Annotated in this window: 12 protein-coding genes; 3 read left to right on the forward strand and 9 right to left on the reverse strand. The window is 72.8% G+C overall.

Translation table 11 applies throughout. The features are described from left to right. Positions 1 to 414: 414 nt before the first annotated feature. Positions 415 to 1686 carry a tyrosine--tRNA ligase gene (tyrS, locus tag HZF07_RS22110; RefSeq protein WP_309504924.1) on the reverse strand — a complete coding sequence of 424 codons (1272 nt, stop codon included), beginning with the start codon at positions 1684 to 1686 and terminating at the stop codon, positions 415 to 417. Between the two features lie 40 nt (positions 1687 to 1726). Here tyrS and HZF07_RS22115 point away from each other — a divergent pair, with 40 nt between their 5' ends. From HZF07_RS22115 to HZF07_RS22125, 3 genes are all read left to right on the forward strand, one after another. Continuing rightward, a complete protein-coding gene (locus HZF07_RS22115) occupies positions 1727 to 3130 on the forward strand; it encodes a serine/threonine-protein kinase (RefSeq protein ID WP_258562839.1) in 1404 nt (467 codons plus the stop codon). Between the two features lie 64 nt (positions 3131 to 3194). Next, complete coding sequence (locus tag HZF07_RS22120) at positions 3195 to 6407, forward strand: response regulator (RefSeq protein ID WP_157339749.1); 3213 nt, start codon at positions 3195 to 3197, stop codon at positions 6405 to 6407. Positions 6408 to 6443: 36 nt separating this feature from the next. Beyond that, positions 6444 to 6656 carry a hypothetical protein gene (locus HZF07_RS22125; RefSeq protein WP_157339750.1) on the forward strand — a complete coding sequence of 71 codons (213 nt, stop codon included), beginning with the start codon at positions 6444 to 6446 and terminating at the stop codon, positions 6654 to 6656. Between the two features lie 21 nt (positions 6657 to 6677). Here the strand turns inward: HZF07_RS22125 and HZF07_RS22130 are convergent, their stop codons facing one another. The 8 genes from HZF07_RS22130 to HZF07_RS22165 are packed head-to-tail and all read right to left on the reverse strand — an operon-like array spanning position 6678 to position 16502. Beyond that, a complete protein-coding gene (locus HZF07_RS22130; RefSeq protein WP_157339751.1) occupies positions 6678 to 8333 on the reverse strand; it encodes a PucR family transcriptional regulator in 1656 nt (551 codons plus the stop codon). Positions 8334 to 8356: 23 nt separating this feature from the next. Continuing rightward, positions 8357 to 9463: an o-succinylbenzoate synthase gene (gene menC, locus HZF07_RS22135; RefSeq protein WP_181645594.1), complete on the reverse strand. Its 1107-nt coding sequence runs from the start codon at positions 9461 to 9463 to the stop codon at positions 8357 to 8359. Beyond that, on the reverse strand, positions 9460 to 10329 hold the full coding sequence (locus HZF07_RS22140; RefSeq protein WP_309504925.1) for a GNAT family N-acetyltransferase: 870 nt from the start codon (positions 10327 to 10329) through the stop codon (positions 9460 to 9462). Before HZF07_RS22140 ends, menC begins: the two co-directional genes overlap by 4 nt. A 32-nt stretch (positions 10330 to 10361) precedes the next feature. Beyond that, positions 10362 to 11495 (reverse strand): M20 family metallopeptidase, encoded by a 1134-nt coding sequence (locus HZF07_RS22145; RefSeq protein WP_157339753.1) that lies wholly within the window; start codon positions 11493 to 11495, stop codon positions 10362 to 10364. Further along, complete coding sequence (locus HZF07_RS22150) at positions 11495 to 12877, reverse strand: serine hydrolase domain-containing protein (protein ID WP_157339754.1); 1383 nt, start codon at positions 12875 to 12877, stop codon at positions 11495 to 11497. The genes HZF07_RS22145 and HZF07_RS22150 overlap by 1 nt, the downstream gene beginning before the upstream one ends. Further along, positions 12877 to 13611 (reverse strand): ABC transporter ATP-binding protein, encoded by a 735-nt coding sequence (locus tag HZF07_RS22155; RefSeq protein ID WP_157339755.1) that lies wholly within the window; start codon positions 13609 to 13611, stop codon positions 12877 to 12879. The genes HZF07_RS22150 and HZF07_RS22155 overlap by 1 nt, the downstream gene beginning before the upstream one ends. Next, on the reverse strand, positions 13608 to 15539 hold the full coding sequence (locus HZF07_RS22160) for a dipeptide/oligopeptide/nickel ABC transporter permease/ATP-binding protein (protein ID WP_309504926.1): 1932 nt from the start codon (positions 15537 to 15539) through the stop codon (positions 13608 to 13610). The genes HZF07_RS22155 and HZF07_RS22160 overlap by 4 nt, the downstream gene beginning before the upstream one ends. Before the next feature lie 3 nt (positions 15540 to 15542). Next, entirely contained in the window at positions 15543 to 16502 is a 960-nt protein-coding gene (locus tag HZF07_RS22165; protein ID WP_309504927.1) for an ABC transporter permease, read from the reverse strand. Between the last annotated feature and the right edge of the window lies 1 nt (position 16503).

Below are 16503 nucleotides of genomic sequence, written 5' to 3' on the forward strand. Positions count from 1 at the left end.
GGCATAACAAACTAATTCGTCGACTATGACACACTGTTGAGTTCTCAAACATCAGACGCACACCGCCGGTTCGGCCTCTCGGCCTCCCCGTCCGGGGCAACTCGTCTAACTTAGCGGTTTTGTTTCGCTCGGCGCAAATCCGCCGCTTTCCCGCTACATCTGGGCGCGCACCATTGTTTTCACCGAGTTTTGGAGGGTCCTGATGCGGACTCGCTTCGCCACCGGTGAGGGTGGTGTGCCACCTGAGATGGCCGCCGGTGCCGGAGGCCCGACCTGCTGGTCTTGCCTCCCGCCGCTCCTGGCGACTCGGAGAACATTATGCGAGTGCGCCGCGGAGATCAAATCGAGTAAACGTGACGGCGCCCACACACGCGTTTGCGCAGGTCAGAGGCCCAATCGGCGCCGACACGCGGGTCAGCGGACCTCGACGCCGGCGAAGTTCTTCTTGCCGCGGCGCAGCACCAGCCAGCTGCCGCCGATCAGGTCGTCCTGCGTAGGCACCTGGTCGGGGTCGTCGACGCGCACGTTGTTGACGTAGGCGCCCCCCTCGGAGACGGTGCGCCGGGCCTCGCCCTTGCTCTTCGCGAGGCCGGCGGCGACGAGCAGGTCGACGACGGTCGGCCACTCGGCGTCGCCGTCGACCGTGGTGCTCCCGGCCTCGCGCAGCGCCGCCCCGAGCGTGGTGGGGCTGAGGGTGGCCAGGTCTCCCCCGCCGAACAGGGCGGCGGACGCGGCCTTGATCCGCTCGGTCTCCTCGGCGCCGTGCACGAGGGTCGTCACCTGCTCGGCGAGCGCGCGCTGGCCGGCCCGGAGGAACGGCTTCTCGGCGTGCTGCGCCTCGATCTCCTCGATCTCGGCGCGCGAGAGGAACGTGAAGATCCGCAGCAGCTCGCCGACCTTCTCGTCCTCGACGTTGAGCCAGAACTGGTAGAAGGCGTAGGGCGACATCATCTCGGGGTCGAGCCACAGGGCGCCGCCCTCGGTCTTGCCGTACTTGGTGCCGTCGGCCTTCGTCACGAGCGGCGTCGCGAAGGCGTGCGCCTTGCCGCCGTCGGAGCGGCGGATCAGCTCGACGCCACCGGTGAGGTTGCCCCACTGGTCGGAGCCGCCGAACTGCAGCGTCACGCCGTGGTCGCGGTAGAGGTTGAGGAAGTCCATCGACTGGAGCAGCACGTAGCTGAACTCCGTGTAGCTGATGCCGGCGTCGAGCCGGCTCTTGACGACGTCGCGGGCCAGCATCCGGTTGACCGGGAAGTGCTTGCCGATGTCGCGGAGGAAGTCGATCGTCGACAGGCTCGCGGTCCAGTCGTAGTTGTTGACCATGGTCGCCGCGTTGTCGCCCTCGAAGGAGAGGAAGGGCTCGATCTGGCGGCGGACCCGCTCCACCCAGTCCTTCACGGTGTCGAGGGAGTTGAGCGTGCGCTCGCCCGACTCCTTCGGGTCGCCGATCATGCCCGTGGCGCCGCCGACGAGTGCGTACGGCGTGTGCCCGGCCTGCTGCAGGCGTCGCGCGGTGAGGATCTGGACGAGGTTGCCCATGTGCAGGCTCGGCGCGGTCGGGTCGAAGCCCACGTAGAACCGCACGCTCCCCTCGGACAGCGCGGCACGCAGCGCGTCGAGGTCCGTCGAGTGGGCGATGAGGCCGCGCCACTCGAGGTCGTCGAGGAGAGTCGGGTCGATGTTCACGGGGAACCTTTCCGGTCGGGATGTGCGGGTCAAGCGTGCCATGGGCGCTCTGACTACGCTCGTCGGAACCGGCGAAGGGACGACTGTGATCGGTGGCAGGTACACGCTCGAGCAAGAGATCGGGCGTGGTGGGATGGGAGCCGTCTGGCTCGCCCGCGACGAGGTGCTCGGACGTTCGGTCGCGCTCAAGCGGGTCGGGTTCGGGCCGGGGGGCGGCGAGCCCGACCTCGACCGGGCCGAGCGCGAGGCGCGGCTGGCCGCGCGGCTCAACCACCCGCACGTCGTCGCGGTGTTCGACCTCCTCGTCGACGGCGACGACCGCTGGCTGGTCATGGAGCACGTCCCCGGGGTGACGCTCGCCGAGCTCGTCCGCCGCGACGGGCCGCTCTCCCCCGACCAGGCCGCGACGCTGCTGCGCCAGGCCGCGGACGCGCTCGCCGCGGCGCACGGCGCCGGCATCGTGCACCGGGACGTGAAGCCGTCGAACATCCTGGTGGGGCCTGACGGTCAGGTGAAGATCTCCGACTTCGGGATCGCCCGCGCCCAGGCCGACGCCTCACTCACGCAGACCGGCCTGGTGACCGGCTCGCCGGCCTACCTGGCGCCCGAGGTCGCCTCGGGCCAGGTCGCCTCGCAGGCCAGCGACGTGTGGTCGCTGGGGGCGACGCTCTTCCACGCGCTCGCCGGCCACCCGCCGTACGAGGTGGGCGACAACGTGCTCGGCGCGCTCTACCGCATCGTGAACGAGGACCCGCCGCGGCTGGGCGCGGCGGCCGGGTGGCTGGCGCCGGTGCTCGACGCGACGATGTGCCAGGAGCCCGAGCAGCGGTGGTCGATGACGCAGGTCCGGGACGTCCTGGCGGGCGGCGCCGCCGCGCCCGTCCCGGTCGTGGCTCCCGCAACACGTCCGGTGCCCGCGCCCGAGCCCACCCGGGCCATCGCCGTCCCGCCCGTGACGCCGCGACGTCGTCCCGGCCTGCTGCTGCCGGCACTGCTCGTCGCGGGGATCGCGGTGGCCGTGCTGCTGGCCGTCTGGTGGGCCGGGCTCGACGACGGGACGCCGGAGCAGGCCGACGGCGGTCGCAGCGCCGCCCCCGACCCGTCGGCCTCCTCGTCCGCGCCCGCGCCGGAGCCGGCGAAGACCGCGGAGGGCATGACGACGTTCATCGAGGACTACCTCTCCACCGTCACCAGCGACCCGAAGGCGGCGTGGACCCAGCTGACGCCGGCCTTCCAGGCGGCGAGCGGCAACTTCGGGCAGTACCAGAGGTTCTGGCGCACCATCGACAGCGCGCACGTGGTCTCGTCCGAGGCCGATCCCGACAACGGGACGGTCACCTACCGGGTGGAGTACGAGCGCGCCGACGGCAGCACGGCCTCGGACGAGGTGACGTTGCGACTCGAGGGCAGGGACGGCGACTACCTCATCGCCGGAGAGAGCTGACGACGTCGCCGAGACGGGCTCCGGTGCCACCTCGGGCCCCCTATCGTGGGAGGCGGGAGGTCTGATGGAGCTGTCGGCCCTGTACCGGGACGTCGTGGAGAGGTCGCCGGACGCGATCTGGGTCTGCGACATCGAGGGTCGCACCATCTACGCGAACCCGGCGATGTGCGCGCTGTACGGCGTGTCCGCCGACGAGATGCAGCACGTGACCGTCTGGGACTCGCTCGACGAGCAGGGCAAGCGGGACTTCGTCCGCCACATCGACGACCTCAGGATCCACGGCGGCAACGGTGAGGACGTCGACGTCCTGTTCTGGCGCCACGACGGCACCTCCCTGTGGGTGCTGATCAGCGAGATCGAGATCCGCGACGACAGTGGCGCCGTCGTCGGCTTCACCCACCGGATCAGCGACTACAGCGGCCGCCGCCGGGCGCTGGACGCGCTGCGGGAGAGCCGGGCACAGCTCGCCGAGGCCCACCGCATCGCCCGCTTGGGCAGCTGGTGGTGGGACGTCGACGCCGACGAGATCAACGCGTCCGACGAGCTGCGGGCGCTGTACGGCCTCGACGCGTCGTCGTTCCCCGCGACCTACGAGCAGTTCCTCGAGATCGTGCACCCCAGCGACCGCGACCAGGTGGACGCGGCCGTCCACGCGGCGCGGAAGAGTCCCCAGGAGTTCGTGTTCGTCGCCCGCATCCAGGCCGGGGACGACTGGGTCTGGACGCGCGGCCGGGGCGTGTCGACCGCCGACGAGGACGGCCGCGTGTTCGCCATGTCGGGCACGCACCAGGACATCACCGAGACCAAGCTCGCCGACCTCGCGCTCGAGGACCAGGTCCGCCAGAACGCGCTCATGCAGGCCGTCGCGGTCGCCGCCAACGAGGCGCGCACGCTCACCGACGTCCTCGGGCGCGCCCGCGACCTGGTGCTGCTGCACGACGACTGGGAGCGGGCCCGGGCGTTCGTGCCCGACGGGACGGGCGAGCGGCTGGTCCCCTTCTACGTCGACGACGCGGACCGGGCCGCCGACGCCGAGACCCAGGACGAGTCCGCGATGGAGCTCGAGCTGGCCAACCGGGTCTACGAGACGCGGACCCTGCTCTGGAGCGACTCCCAGCTCACGGTCGCGTTCCCGGTCCGCTACGCCGACGAGGTGCGGGCGGTCGTCACGATCACTTCCGCGCCACCGCTCTACCGCTTCGACATGATCGAGTCGATGGCCGAGCAGGTCGCCGTCGAGCTCGGCCGGGTCGCCGAGCGCGAGCGCGTCGAGCGCGAGCTCGCCGACGCCCGCGACGCCGCGATGGAGGCCTCCCGGCAGAAGTCGGAGTTCCTGGCGACCATGAGCCACGAGATCCGCACCCCGATCAACGGCGTCATCGGGCTCAACGACCTGCTGCTGCGGACCACGCTCGCCCCGGAACAGCTCCGGCTGGCGTCGGGCGTCCAGGTGGCCAGCCGGGCGCTGCTCGGGATCATCAACGACGTCCTGGACTTCTCGAAGATCGAGGCCGGCATGCTCGAGCTCGAGAAGCTCGACTTCGAGGTGCGTGCGGTCTTCGACCAGGTCGCCAGCATGCTCGGCGAGGCCGCCCGGGCCAAGGGCCTCGAGCTGATCGTCGCCTGCCACCCCGACGTGCCCGAGGTGCTCAACGGCGACCCCACCCGGCTCGCCCAGGTGCTGACGAACCTCGGCTCCAACGCCGTGAAGTTCACCGAGTCCGGCGAGGTGTTCGTCCGGGCCACCGCCGTGCCGCGGGCCGACGGCGGCGCCCAGCTCCAGGTGACCGTGACCGACACCGGCGTCGGCGTCGCGGACGTCGAGGTCGACCACCTCTTCGAGGCCTTCACCCAGGCCGACGCCTCCACCACCCGGCGGTACGGCGGGACCGGGCTCGGCCTCGCGATCTCCCGGGAGATCGTCGAGGCCCTCGGCGGTGAGATCGGGCTGCGCGCGAACCCGGGCGGCGGCTCGGTCTTCTGGTTCACGGCCGAGCTGGACGCGCCCACCGGCCCCGGCGTCGACCCCGACGACGAGTACGGCCGCAGCTGGCTGTCGGGCCGGCACGTGCTGGTGGTCGACGACAACGCCAACAACCGGCTGATCCTCTCCGAGCAGCTCGCCCGGTGGCGGATCCGCGCGAGCACCACCGGGGACGCCGACACCGCGGAGGCCGCGGTGTCGGCGGCGCGGACCGGCGGCGACCCCTTCGAGGCCGTGGTCCTCGACCTGTCGATGCCGGGCCGCGACGGCCTGGACCTGGCCCGCTCGCTGCATGCGGATCCCGCGAACGCCGACCTGCGCCTGATCATGCTCACCTCGTCGGGCACCCCGCCGGCCGCGCGGCTCCGGGAGGCCGGCGTCGGCGTCTGCCTCGCGAAGCCCACCCTCGCCGGCGAGCTGCGGCACGCGCTGCTCGCCGAGCTGGCCCAGCGCGGTCCGCGCCCGGACTCGCAGCCGGAGCCGGCGACCGAGGCCACGATCGCCCGCCGGATCCTGGTGGTCGAGGACAACCCGGTCAACCAGCTCGTCGCCAGCGGCCTGCTGGAGGCGCTCGGCTACCACGCCGACGTGGCCGACGACGGCCAGGCCGCGTTGGAGGTGCTCGCTGGCGGCGGCTACGACCTGGTGCTGATGGATGTGCAGATGCCGCGGATGGACGGGTACGCGGCGACGCGCGCGATCCGCGCCGGCGAGGACGGCACCGGCACCCGGCTGCCGATCGTCGCGATGACCGCCGCCGCCGTCGAGGGCGAGCGCGAGCGCTGCATGGCGGCCGGCATGGACGACTTCCTGACCAAGCCCGTCGACCCGCGTGCGCTCGCCGCCGTGCTCGAGCAGTGGGTCGGAGCCGGACAGGCGGTGGCGGAACGCCGTACGCTGCCCCTCGTGACCGAGGACTCCTCCCCTCTCGACGGGCTCGCGCTCGAGCGTCTCGACGAGCTGCGCGACCTGGACCCGGGCAACACCGCCTACCTGGACCGGGCGATCGGCAACTTCGTGGCCAACACGCCGGCGACGCTCGCGTCGATCCGCGAGGCCATGGCCGACGGCGACGCACATGCCCTGAAGCAGGTCTCCCACAAGCTCGCCGGCGGCGCGCTCAACCTCGGGGTGATGGCCGCCGGACGCACCGCGCAGGAGATCGAGCTGGTCGCCGACACGGGGTCGACGGACGGCGCGGCCACCCTGGTCGACGAGCTCGAGCGGCACCTGGCCGAGGGGCGGGCCGCGCTGCAGGCCTACCAGGCGACCTACTCGACCGGCGGCGTCTGACGGTTGGACCGGGCGCTGTGCGGGTAAGCCAGCGACATGAAATCCATCATCGGCATCATCGTCGTGGTCTGGCTCGTCATCGGTGCGCTGGCCGCCTTCCAGCGCGGCTACTTCGGCGACGACCGCGACGTGAGCTGCAAGAGCGCCGGTGACACGACGCTGACGATCCTCGCCGGTCCGCTCAACTACCTCGGCGCGAACCCCAAGATCGACTGCGACGACGTGGACCTGCCGCAGCCGTCCGAGTAGAGAGCAGCGTGGTCGAGCCGGTCAGGGGCTCTCGGGTCTCCCGAGGACGCGCAGCTGGAGCATCGCGACGAACCGCTGCTCCGGGTCCGCGAGGTTGAGCTCGCCGACCTCGGCGACCCGGCGCAGCCGGTAGCGGAAGGTGTTGGGGTGCACATACAGCGCCTCCGCTGCCGCGGTGACGTCGCCGAAGGCGTCCAGCCACGCCTCGAGGGTCTCGACCAGCGCGCTCTGGTGGCGGCGGTCGTACGCGATGAGCCTGGCCAGGGAGCCGGTCGGCCGGTCCCCGCGCGCGACGGCGAGGTCGCGGACCTCGAGCATCAGCGACTCGACCTGGATGTCGTCGAGCCGGGCGGCCCGGCGTTCGCCGCGCCCGTCGCGGAGCACCCGGAGGATCCGATCGACCGAGGCCCGCGAGTGCGCGAGCCCGGTGAGGTCGCTGGCGACCGGGCCGATGCCCAGCACCGGGCGGCTGCGGTCACCGACGCGGTCGAGGAAGTCGCGGGCGATGCGCTGCGCACGCTCCTCCCCCTCCGTCGCTTGCCCGATCACCGGCACCAGGCCGTAGGTGACGTCGCCGACCAGTGCCGCGGCCGACCGCGGATGCACCGCTGAGAGGTGCAGCGCGAAGGCGTCGCTGAGCCGCTGGCGCTCCCGGGCGAGTGTGGCGCCGTCGACCGGCTCGGCGCCGTCGGCGGCCGACATCGCCACCCCGAAGACCATCAACGGCTGGCCGGTGAGACCCAGCCGGTCCAGGGCCTCGCGCGCTCCGGACCCGCCCTCGAGCGCCGAGCCGAGCAGGTCGGCGCGCAGCCGCCGCTCGACGTCGGCGCCGGCACGGACGCGGAGCAGGTGGAGCGCCACCAGCTTCGCGGCGTCCTGCAGCGCCTGGGCCCGCTCCTCGCTCAACGGTCCGCTCACGGCGGCCCAGATCGAGCCGAGCACCTCGTCGCCCGCGCGGACGGCGATCGCGACACGGGGCATCGAGAACGCGTCGTCCCCGTCGGGGACCGGACTGATGAAGACCGGCCGGTCGCTGCGGTGCAGCTCGCGGAAGACCCCGCGCTCGGTGAGGTAGCGGGAGTACCGCTCCGGCACCTGACGACCCAGGATCGTCTCGACCCGCGACGGGTCGGCCTCGTCCTGGCCACCGGAGAACGCGAGCACCCGGGAGCTGCGGTCCTCGATCGTGATCGGCGCGTCGAGCAGCGAGGCGATCGCGTTGGCGACCGCGAAGAGGTCGCCGGACGGGAGGCCGCCGAGCGACTCCGGGCCGGCCACGCCGACGTCACCCTCGGCGAGCAGGGAGCGCAGCATCGCCGCCAGGTGCGCCCAGGGCGCACCGCGGCTCAGCCCGAGCAGTGCCACTCCGGACGCGTCGACGGCCGCCCGGACGTCGGACGTCGCAGGCACCGGAGCGCGCACCACCAGACCCGCGGCCCGCGCAGCACCGAGCTCCTTGAGCAGCGCCACCAGTGCCTCGGGGCCGTCGACCCCGACGCCGAGCACCAGGGCGTGCGGAGGCAGCACGGGGAGGTCGACCGGGTCGTGGATGACCACCCCGCCGATCTCCTCGGCGCTCTCGGCGTCGCCCTGGACGAGGTCGAGCAGGGTCGCGCCGAGGTCGTCGAGGACGCGGCCGAGGCTGGCGCGCGGTCGGGGGTTGGGGACGACGGTCATGGCGCGCACCAGCGTACGGCTCCTCAGACGGGCAGCCACTCCGTCGCCGTCGTCACCGCCGCGAGCTCGTCCTCGAGCGGTACGACGCCGAGGCCCGGCCCGGTCGGGACGGACAGGTGCCCGTCGTCGAGCACGAACGGCGTCGTGATGTCGGTGCGGTAGTAGCGCCCCGACCCGCTGGTGTCACCGGGCAGGGTGAACCCCGGCAGCGCGGCCAGCGCGACGTTGGCGGCCCGGCCGAGACCGGTCTCGAGCATGCCGCCGCACCAGACCGGGACGCCGTTGGCGACGCACACGTCGTGGATCTTGCGGGCCTCGAGGTAGCCGCCGACGCGACCGGGCTTGATGTTCACGATCGCGGCGGCACCGAGCCGGATCGCGGCCGCCGCGGACTGCGCCGAGACGATCGACTCGTCCAGGCAGACCGGCGTCCGGATCAGCTTGGCGAGGTCGGCGTGGCCCAGCACATCCTCCTCCTCGAGCGGCTGCTCGATGAGGAGCAGGTCGAACGGGTCCAGCTTCGCGAGGTGCCGGGCGTCCGCGAGCGTGTACGCCGTGTTGGCGTCGACCTGCAGCAGCACGTCGTCGCCGTACGTCTCGCGCACCGCCCGCACGGGCTCGACGTCCCAGCCGGGCTCGATCTTGAGCTTGATCCGGACGTAGCCCTCGTCGAGGTAGCCGCCGACCGCGTCGAGCAGCGCCGGGATGCTGTCCATGATCCCGACCGACACCCCGCACGGGACCCGGTCGTGGACCGCCCCGAGCTCGCGCGCGAACGACCGGCCCTGGGTGCGCAGCTCGGCGTCCAGGACGCCCATCTCCAGCGCGGCCTTGGCCATCCGGTGGCCCTTGAACGGCTCGAGGACGTGCGCGACGGAGTGCGCGTCGAGCGGGCCGGACGCGGCCAGCGCCGGCACCAGGAAGCGGCGCAGCACGTCGGCGGCGGCGTCGTTGTACTCCGAGGAGTAGAGCGGGTCCGCCATCGCGACGCACTCACCCCAGCCCTCGGCCTCGTCGGTGACCACGCGCAGCAGCATCAGCTCGCGCGCCGTCTGGGTCCCGAAGGACGTCCGGAACGGCGACACCAGCGGCATGGTCACCCGCCGCAGCTCGACCCCGGTCAGCTTCACGAGTCTCTCCTCATCACGTACCAGCCGGCTCGGTCGAAGCCGGTGACGCGGGCACCGTCGGCGACCAGGGCGGTCACCGCCTCCCGCACGGCGGCGCGCCAGCGGCGCGCCAGGTCGAGGTCGGCGGCGCGCAGCGCCGCGATGTCCGGGGGTACGCCGACCAGCAGCACGCGCCCGTCCAGCCGGCCCGCCTGCGGTCCCCCGTCGGCCCCGACGCCGAGCGCGACCACGGCACCGGCCGCGACCTCCTCGTCGTACTGGGACCCGTGGACGTGGCCCGCGCAGGCGGCGACGACCTCGGGGTCGCGCAGCCGCCAACGGACGAGAAGCCGGTCGGAGTCGTCCTCGCCGTTGATGGTGTCGAGCATCGCGCCGTAGAAGTTCGGCAGGTACTCGACCGGGCGGGCGGCGAGCTTGACGATGTTGAAGTAGGCGTTGCGGCTGACCAGCGGGTCGAAGGTCCAGGCGATCTCGCCGACGCCGCGCAGCATCGCCCAGGCCCGCTGGTGCAGCTTGAGCGCGAACCCGACGTGGCGGCCGACGACGTCCGGCGCGACACCCGCGATGTGGCTGTGCAGCGCATCCTCGGTGGGGGCGTGGAAGAAGCCGACGCAGGCGCCGACCAACCGGTCGCCGTCGAACGCGCCGCCGACGTAGTTGCCCGCCTTCGTGAACGCCCGCAGCAGCTCCAGGGACATCGGCGGGTTGTCCGTGCGGCCCCAGATCGTCGCGTAGAGGCGCACCACCTCGGCGAGGTCGGCGAGGTCGGAGAGCTCGCGGACCGACACCCCGGCCGCGAGCGCGGCGGCGTCGGCCGCCTGCACCGCCTGGTCCAGGTCGGCGTCCACCGCGGTCAGCTTGGTCACGGGTCTCATGCTGCTGAGGTTCTCGGGGCGCGTCATGGTCGTGCCGCACCAGCCGCGTGGCGGTCGTTCGTCGGTTGCGCCAGGAGGTCGGCGACCAGCGCGCGCAGGAGCAGCGTGCGGCCGGGGATCTCCTCGACCAGCACGTGCTCGTCGTCAGCGTGCGCGCCGCCCCCGACGGCGCCCAGACCGTCGAGGGTCGGCGTGCCCACCCCGGCTGTGAAGTTGCCGTCCGACGCGCCGCCGACGGCGGCGGACGGCGGCACCGGGAGACCGAGGCGCACGGCGAGCGCGCACGCCCGCTCGTACAGGGCGGCCGAGTCGTCGGCCGCGAGCGGAGGTCGGTTCGGTCCGCCCCCGACCTCGAGGGACGCGCCCGGGAGCACCGCCCGCATCGACCGCATCGCGGTGTCGACGCGCTGCTGCTCCGCGACCGTGCGGACCCGGACGTCGACGGCGAAGGAGCCGCCGGCCGGCACGGTGTTGGTCGTCGTGCCGGTGCCGGACGCCGTGGGCGTCACGGTCGTGCCCTCCAGCGGCGAGCCGAGCGCGTTGACCTGGAGCACCTGGTGGGCGAGCTCGACGGTGGCGTTGACCCCGCGCTCGGGCTCGAGGCCGGCGTGCGCGGCGCGGCCGAGGACGCGGACGTCGTACAGGGAGACGCCCTTGCGCTCGGTCTTGAGCGCGCCGCCGTCGGCCGAGGCCTCCAGCACCAGTGCCGCGTCGGCGCCTCGCGCCTCGTCCTCGATCAGCGAGCGCGAGCTCGGCGAGCCCAGCTCCTCGTCGCCGGTGACCAGCAGGGTGACGCCGTCGCAGTCCTCGAGGCCGGCGATCGCGTGGATCGCCATGGCCACGCCGGTCTTCATGTCGAAGCAGCCCGGCCCGCGCAGGACGCCGTTCTCGATCGTGCACGGGTGGACCGCGAGCGAGCCCACCGGCCACACCGTGTCGTGGTGGCCGACCACCAGCACCCGCGTCGGCCCGGTGCCGAACCGCCAGCGCAGGTGGGTGCGGCCGTCGAGGACGATGTGCTCCGGCGCCGCACCGAGCCGGCGCTCGCCGATCCGCGCGACCACGTCGGCACTCCGCGCGACGGCGACGAGGTCGGCCGAGGGCGACTCGCACTCGACCATCTCGCGGATGTCGTCGAGGAGCGCGTGCAGGTCCATCAGTCCACCCGCGGAGTCGCGCGGACGCCGAAGTGCACGTAGCGCTCCCCGGTCTCCAGCTCGTAGAAGGTCACCGGCGCCCAGGTGTCGGCCTCCGGCGGCTTCACGGCGAACAGCGCCGGGCCGACCGGGACCATCGGGTACTCGTCCACCGGGTCCGGCACCATCTCGGCCAGCGGGCCGAGGATCGTGGTCCGCAGCCGGGGACCGTCGTCGCCGGCGAGCACCTCCATGCGCACGGAGGAGCGGGCGTAGGTGCCGAGGTACGGCGTGACGTCGACGTCGACCGGCTCGGCCGGCGGGGTGAACGGCTCCGACATCTCGACGCCGGCCACCGCGCGGAAGATCTCGCGGTAGAGGTCCTCGTAGAGATCGCGGGTGTGCCCGCCGTTGGTGAGCAGGGCCACCGCGACGCCCTGCCCGTTGACGAGGTCGGGCAGCAGGCGCAGGAAGCCGGCCTGGCCCAGGGTGTTGCCGTCGTGGCCGACCAGCCGGTGGCCGTGCCAGTCGAAGCGGATCCAGCCGAGTCCCCAGGAGTCGCCGAGGATGAGCTTGTCGGGCAGGTCGGCCTCGTGCCGGGTCATCGCCTCGGTCGACTCGGGCGACAGCACCTGGGTGCCGTCGGGGGCCTGCCCGCCGGAGAGGTGCATCCGCGCGAAGCCGAGCACGTCCTTGACCGTCGACTTGATCAGGCCGGCCGGGCCGACCGAGCGCGGCAGGTCCCACACCGGGGTCGGCACCTGCTCGCCCTCGGCCTCGACGTGGCCGACCGCCGCCCCGAAGAGGATCGCCTCCTCGGCCAGCGTCATCGTGTGGTCGAGACCGAGCGGCGTGAAGAGCCGGTCCTTCATGGCCTGGTCCCAGGTCTTGCCGTCGACCTTCTCGATCACCCGGCCGAGCAGCGACCAGCCGGAGTTGCAGTAGGACCAGGTCGCGCCGAGCGGGTGGTTCTGCGCGACGTCGGCGAAGAGCGCGGCGTACTTCTCCAGGCAGTCGTCGCCGCGGCCGGTGTCGGTGAAGACGTCGCCGTCGAGGCCGCTGGTGTGGGTCAGCAGGTGCCAGATCGTGAGGCGCTTGGTGACGTCGGGGTCGGAGAGCTGGAGCTCGGGGACCACCTCGACGACCGGGGTGTCGAGCGCGAGCTTGCCCTCGTCGACGAGCTGCATGACGACGGTCGCCGTCCAGACCTTGCTGATCGAGCCGATCTGGAAGACGGACTCGGTGGTGGCCGGCTGGCCCGTGCGCTTGTTGAGCACGCCGTACGCCGTCTCGAGGACCTCGTCGCCGACGAGGATGCCGAGCTGGGCGCCGGGCACCTTGTGCTTCTCGGCCAGCACCTGCAGGCGCTGCTGCCAGTGGGCGGCGTCGAGCTGATCGGTCATCAGAGGCTCCTCTTTCCGGGGACGGCGGCCAGCAGCGCGCGCGTGTAGTCGTGATCGGGTTCGGCCAGCACCTGGGCGGTGGGGCCCTGCTCGACGATCCGCCCTTGGTGCATCACCGCGACGTGGGTCGCGACGTAGCGGACGACGGCGAGGTTGTGCGAGATGAAGAGCATCGAGAGCCCGAGCTCACGCTGGAGCTCGCGCACCAGGTTGAGCACGGCGCCCTGGATGGAGACGTCGAGCGCGGAGGTGATCTCGTCGGCGACGACCACGCTCGGCCGCCCGCCGAGCGCCCGGGCCAGGGCGACCCGCTGGCGCTGACCGCCGCTCAGCTCGGAGGGCCGAGCGCCCGCGCGTGCGGGGTCGAGGTGGACGAGCTCGAGCAGCCGACCGACCTCGGCCCGCCGCTCGGCGCGCGATCCCCCCGGGGCCATGGCCTCGGAGATGCTCTCCCCGATGGTCATCCGGGGGTCGAGCGACGAGTAGGGGTCCTGGAAGACCATCTGCAGCGGGCGGCGCCGGCCGCGGGTGGGCACCGGCTCCCCGTCGAGCAGGATCCGGCCGGCGTCGAGCGGGACGAGGCCGACCGCCGCGCGGGCGAGCGTGGACTTGCCGGAGCCGGACTCCCCCACCAGCCCGACGATCTGGCCGGCCGGGACGGTCAGGCTGACCTGGTCGACCGCGGTGTAGTGGCCGTAGCGGACGGTGACGTCCTCGAAGCGGAGCTCGCTCATGACGCCTCCACCTCCTCGAGCTCGTGGTCCAGCTCCCGGTCCCGGATCTCGATCGCGATCGGCTCACCGGCGTGCCAGCAGGCGACCCGGCTGCCGTCGGGCTCCGTCACCAGCGGCGGGTCCTCGGCGCGGCAGCGCGCGGACGCGAGCGGGCAGCGGGCGGCGTACGCGCACCCGGCTGGTACGTCGGACGGGTCGACCGGGCGGCCCGGGATCACCGCGAGCGGCTGGTCGATGTCGGTGGCCATGTCGGGCACCGCGGCCACGAGCGCGCGGGTGTAGGGGTGCCGAGCGGCGCTCTCCAGGCCGGCGGCCGGCAGGTCCTCGACGATGCGGCCGGCGTACATGACGAGCACCCGGTCGCAGACCTCGCCGACGACGCTGACGTCGTGGCTGATCAGCAGCAGCGCGACGTCGTCGGCGGCCCGGATGTCGGCGAGCAGGTCGAGCACCTGCTGCTGCACGGTCACGTCGAGCGCGGTGGTCGGCTCGTCGGCCACGATCAGCGCGGGCGAGCCCATCAGACCCATGCCGATCATCGCCCGCTGCCGCATGCCGCCGGAGAACTCGTGCGGGTACTGGTGTGCCCGGGTCTCGGGGTCACTGATGCGCACGGCGCGGAGCCGGTCGACGGCGCGCGCCAGCGCGTCCTTGCGGCTCAGGCCCTGGTGGTGCCGCGCCGACTCGGCGAGCTGGCCGCCCATCCGCTGGGTCGGGTTGAACGACGTCATCGGGTCCTGGAAGACCATCGCGAGCGAGGTCCCGAGCAGCTGCCGCTGGGCCTTGGTGTCGGCGGCGCGCAGGTCGCTCCCGAGCAGCTCGAGGCGGTCCGCCTCGACGCGGCCGGAGTCGTCGACGAGCCGCGAGATCGCGAGCGCCGTCAGGGACTTGCCGGAGCCCGACTCCCCCACGACGCCGATGGCCTCGCCGCGCCGGACGGCGAACGAGACGCCGCGCACCGGGCGGATCGGACCGTTCGGGCCGGGGAACGTGACCCGCAGGTCGCGGACGTCGAGCACGACGTCCTCCGGCGCGTGTCCCGCGTCCTCGACGGGTGCGACGTCGTCGAGGTGGGCCGCGACCGACGGCAGCTCGGGGATGCCACCGACCACGCCGACGCCGAACGCCTTCGCGACCGACTCGCCGAAGAGGTTGAATGCCAGGCCCGCGATGATCACGGCGATGCCGGGCGCGAGGGCGGCCCACGGGTTGACGTAGAGCGAGCTGATGCCGTCGAAGAGCAGCCGGCCCCAGTCGTACTGGGGCTGCTGCACGCCGAGACCCAGGAACGAGAGACCCGCGAACGCGAGCAGCGCGCCGCCGGCGCTGATGGTGGCGTTGACGACGAGCGGCTCGGAGATGTTCGGCAGCACGTGGCGGAAGAGCGAGCGGAGGCGTCCGACGCCGGCGACGCTGGCGGCGGCGACGTAGTCGCGGGCCGCCACGGACGCCACGAGGGTCTGGGTGAGCCGACCGAACGCCGGTGCGCCCGCCAGACCGATGGCGAGGACGGCTCCCGTGGCTCCGACGCCGAAGATGACCGCGAAGAACAGCGCGAGCAGGATGCCCGGGAACGCGACGGCGATGTTGATGCCGGCGCCCACCAGCCGACCGGGACGACGGCCCAGCACGAACGCCGCTGTGCCCAGCAGGAGACCGACGGTGACCGCGATCAGGGTCGCGGCCAGCGCCAGCTCGACGGAGAGGCGCGTGGCGACCAGCGTCCGGTAGAGGATGTCGCGACCGAGGTTGTCGGTGCCGGCCCAGTGCTCGCTCGACGGCGGGGCCAGGATGTTGCTCGTGTCGACCGCTTCCGCGTCGTCGGTCCAGAGGATCGGGGCGACGACGGCCAGCACGAGGACTCCGAGGGACAGCACGGTGGCCGTCAGGCCGAGCGGCGTGCGCAGCACGCCCATCAGGCGGCGCACGGCTCAGCCCTCCTTGATCATCGAGCGGGGGTCGAGCAGTGCCAGGGCCACGTCGACGAGGGTGTTGATGACCAGCACGCCGACGCCGTACACGATCACGATGGCCTGCACGACCTGGTAGTCCTTGTTGAGGATCGACGACACGATCGTGCTGCCGAGCCCCGGCCACGCGAAGACGTTCTCCACGAGCACCGTGCCGGCGACCAGCGCGCTGAGGATCAGGCCGCCCAGGGTCAGCGTCGCGGTCAGCGCGTTGGGCAGGGCGTGGCGGAGGTAGACGCTGCGGTTCGGGATCCGCTTGGCCCGCGCGGTGCGCACGAAGTCGGCCCCGAGCACCGCGACCATCTCGACCCGGAGGATCCGGGCGAGGATCGCGGCCGGGCCGATGGCCAGCGCCACCACCGGCATGACGTACGCCGACGCCGTGTCGTTGCCGGCGACCGGCAGCCAGCCGAGGCTGACGCCGAAGACGTAGACGAGACCGACGGCGACGAGGAAGTCGGGGATGATGCCGACCACGACGCTCGTGGTGGTGAACGCGAGCTCGGTGCGTCGGCCGTGGCCACGGCGGGTCAGCACCCCCATGGTGACCCCCACCGGCACCGCGATCGCCACCGCGAGCAGGAAGCCCAGCACGGCGAGCTCGAGCGTCGCCGGCAACCGCTGCGCGATGATGTCCGAGACCGGGAGCCGGGAGATGAGCGACGTCCCGAGGTCGCCGTGGAGCAGGTTCTGCAGGTAGTGCAGGTACTGCACGAGGAGCGGGTCGTCGAGACCCATGTCCGCCCGGGTCGACGCCACCAGCTCCGGCGGTGCGGTCGGCCCGAGGGCCGCGCGGACCGCGTCGCCCGGGATCAGGTGGATCATGAGGAACGACGCCGTCACCAGCACCCACAGGGACACCAGCAGACGGCCGAGACGTCGTACGCCGAACCGGACCCACGGGTGAGAGAGGACTCCCACC

The sequence above is a fragment of the Nocardioides agri genome (assembly GCF_013778305.1).
Lineage (GTDB): Bacteria > Actinomycetota > Actinomycetes > Propionibacteriales > Nocardioidaceae > Nocardioides > Nocardioides agri.

Bases quoted from the DNA above. Each gene is read 5' to 3' on its own strand.
- HZF07_RS22145 (WP_157339753.1), bottom strand. From the start codon at position 11,495: ATGGACCTGCACGCGCTCCTCGACGACATCCGCGAGATGGTCGAGTGC.
- HZF07_RS22150 (WP_157339754.1), bottom strand. From the start codon at position 12,877: ATGACCGATCAGCTCGACGCCGCCCACTGGCAGCAGCGCCTGCAGGTG.
- HZF07_RS22155 (WP_157339755.1), bottom strand. From the start codon at position 13,611: ATGAGCGAGCTCCGCTTCGAGGACGTCACCGTCCGCTACGGCCACTAC.
- HZF07_RS22120 (WP_157339749.1), top strand. From the start codon at position 3,195: ATGGAGCTGTCGGCCCTGTACCGGGACGTCGTGGAGAGGTCGCCGGAC.
- HZF07_RS22130 (WP_157339751.1), bottom strand. From the start codon at position 8,333: ATGACCGTCGTCCCCAACCCCCGACCGCGCGCCAGCCTCGGCCGCGTC.
- HZF07_RS22125 (WP_157339750.1), top strand. From the start codon at position 6,444: ATGAAATCCATCATCGGCATCATCGTCGTGGTCTGGCTCGTCATCGGT.
- HZF07_RS22115 (WP_258562839.1), top strand. From the start codon at position 1,727: ATGGGCGCTCTGACTACGCTCGTCGGAACCGGCGAAGGGACGACTGTG.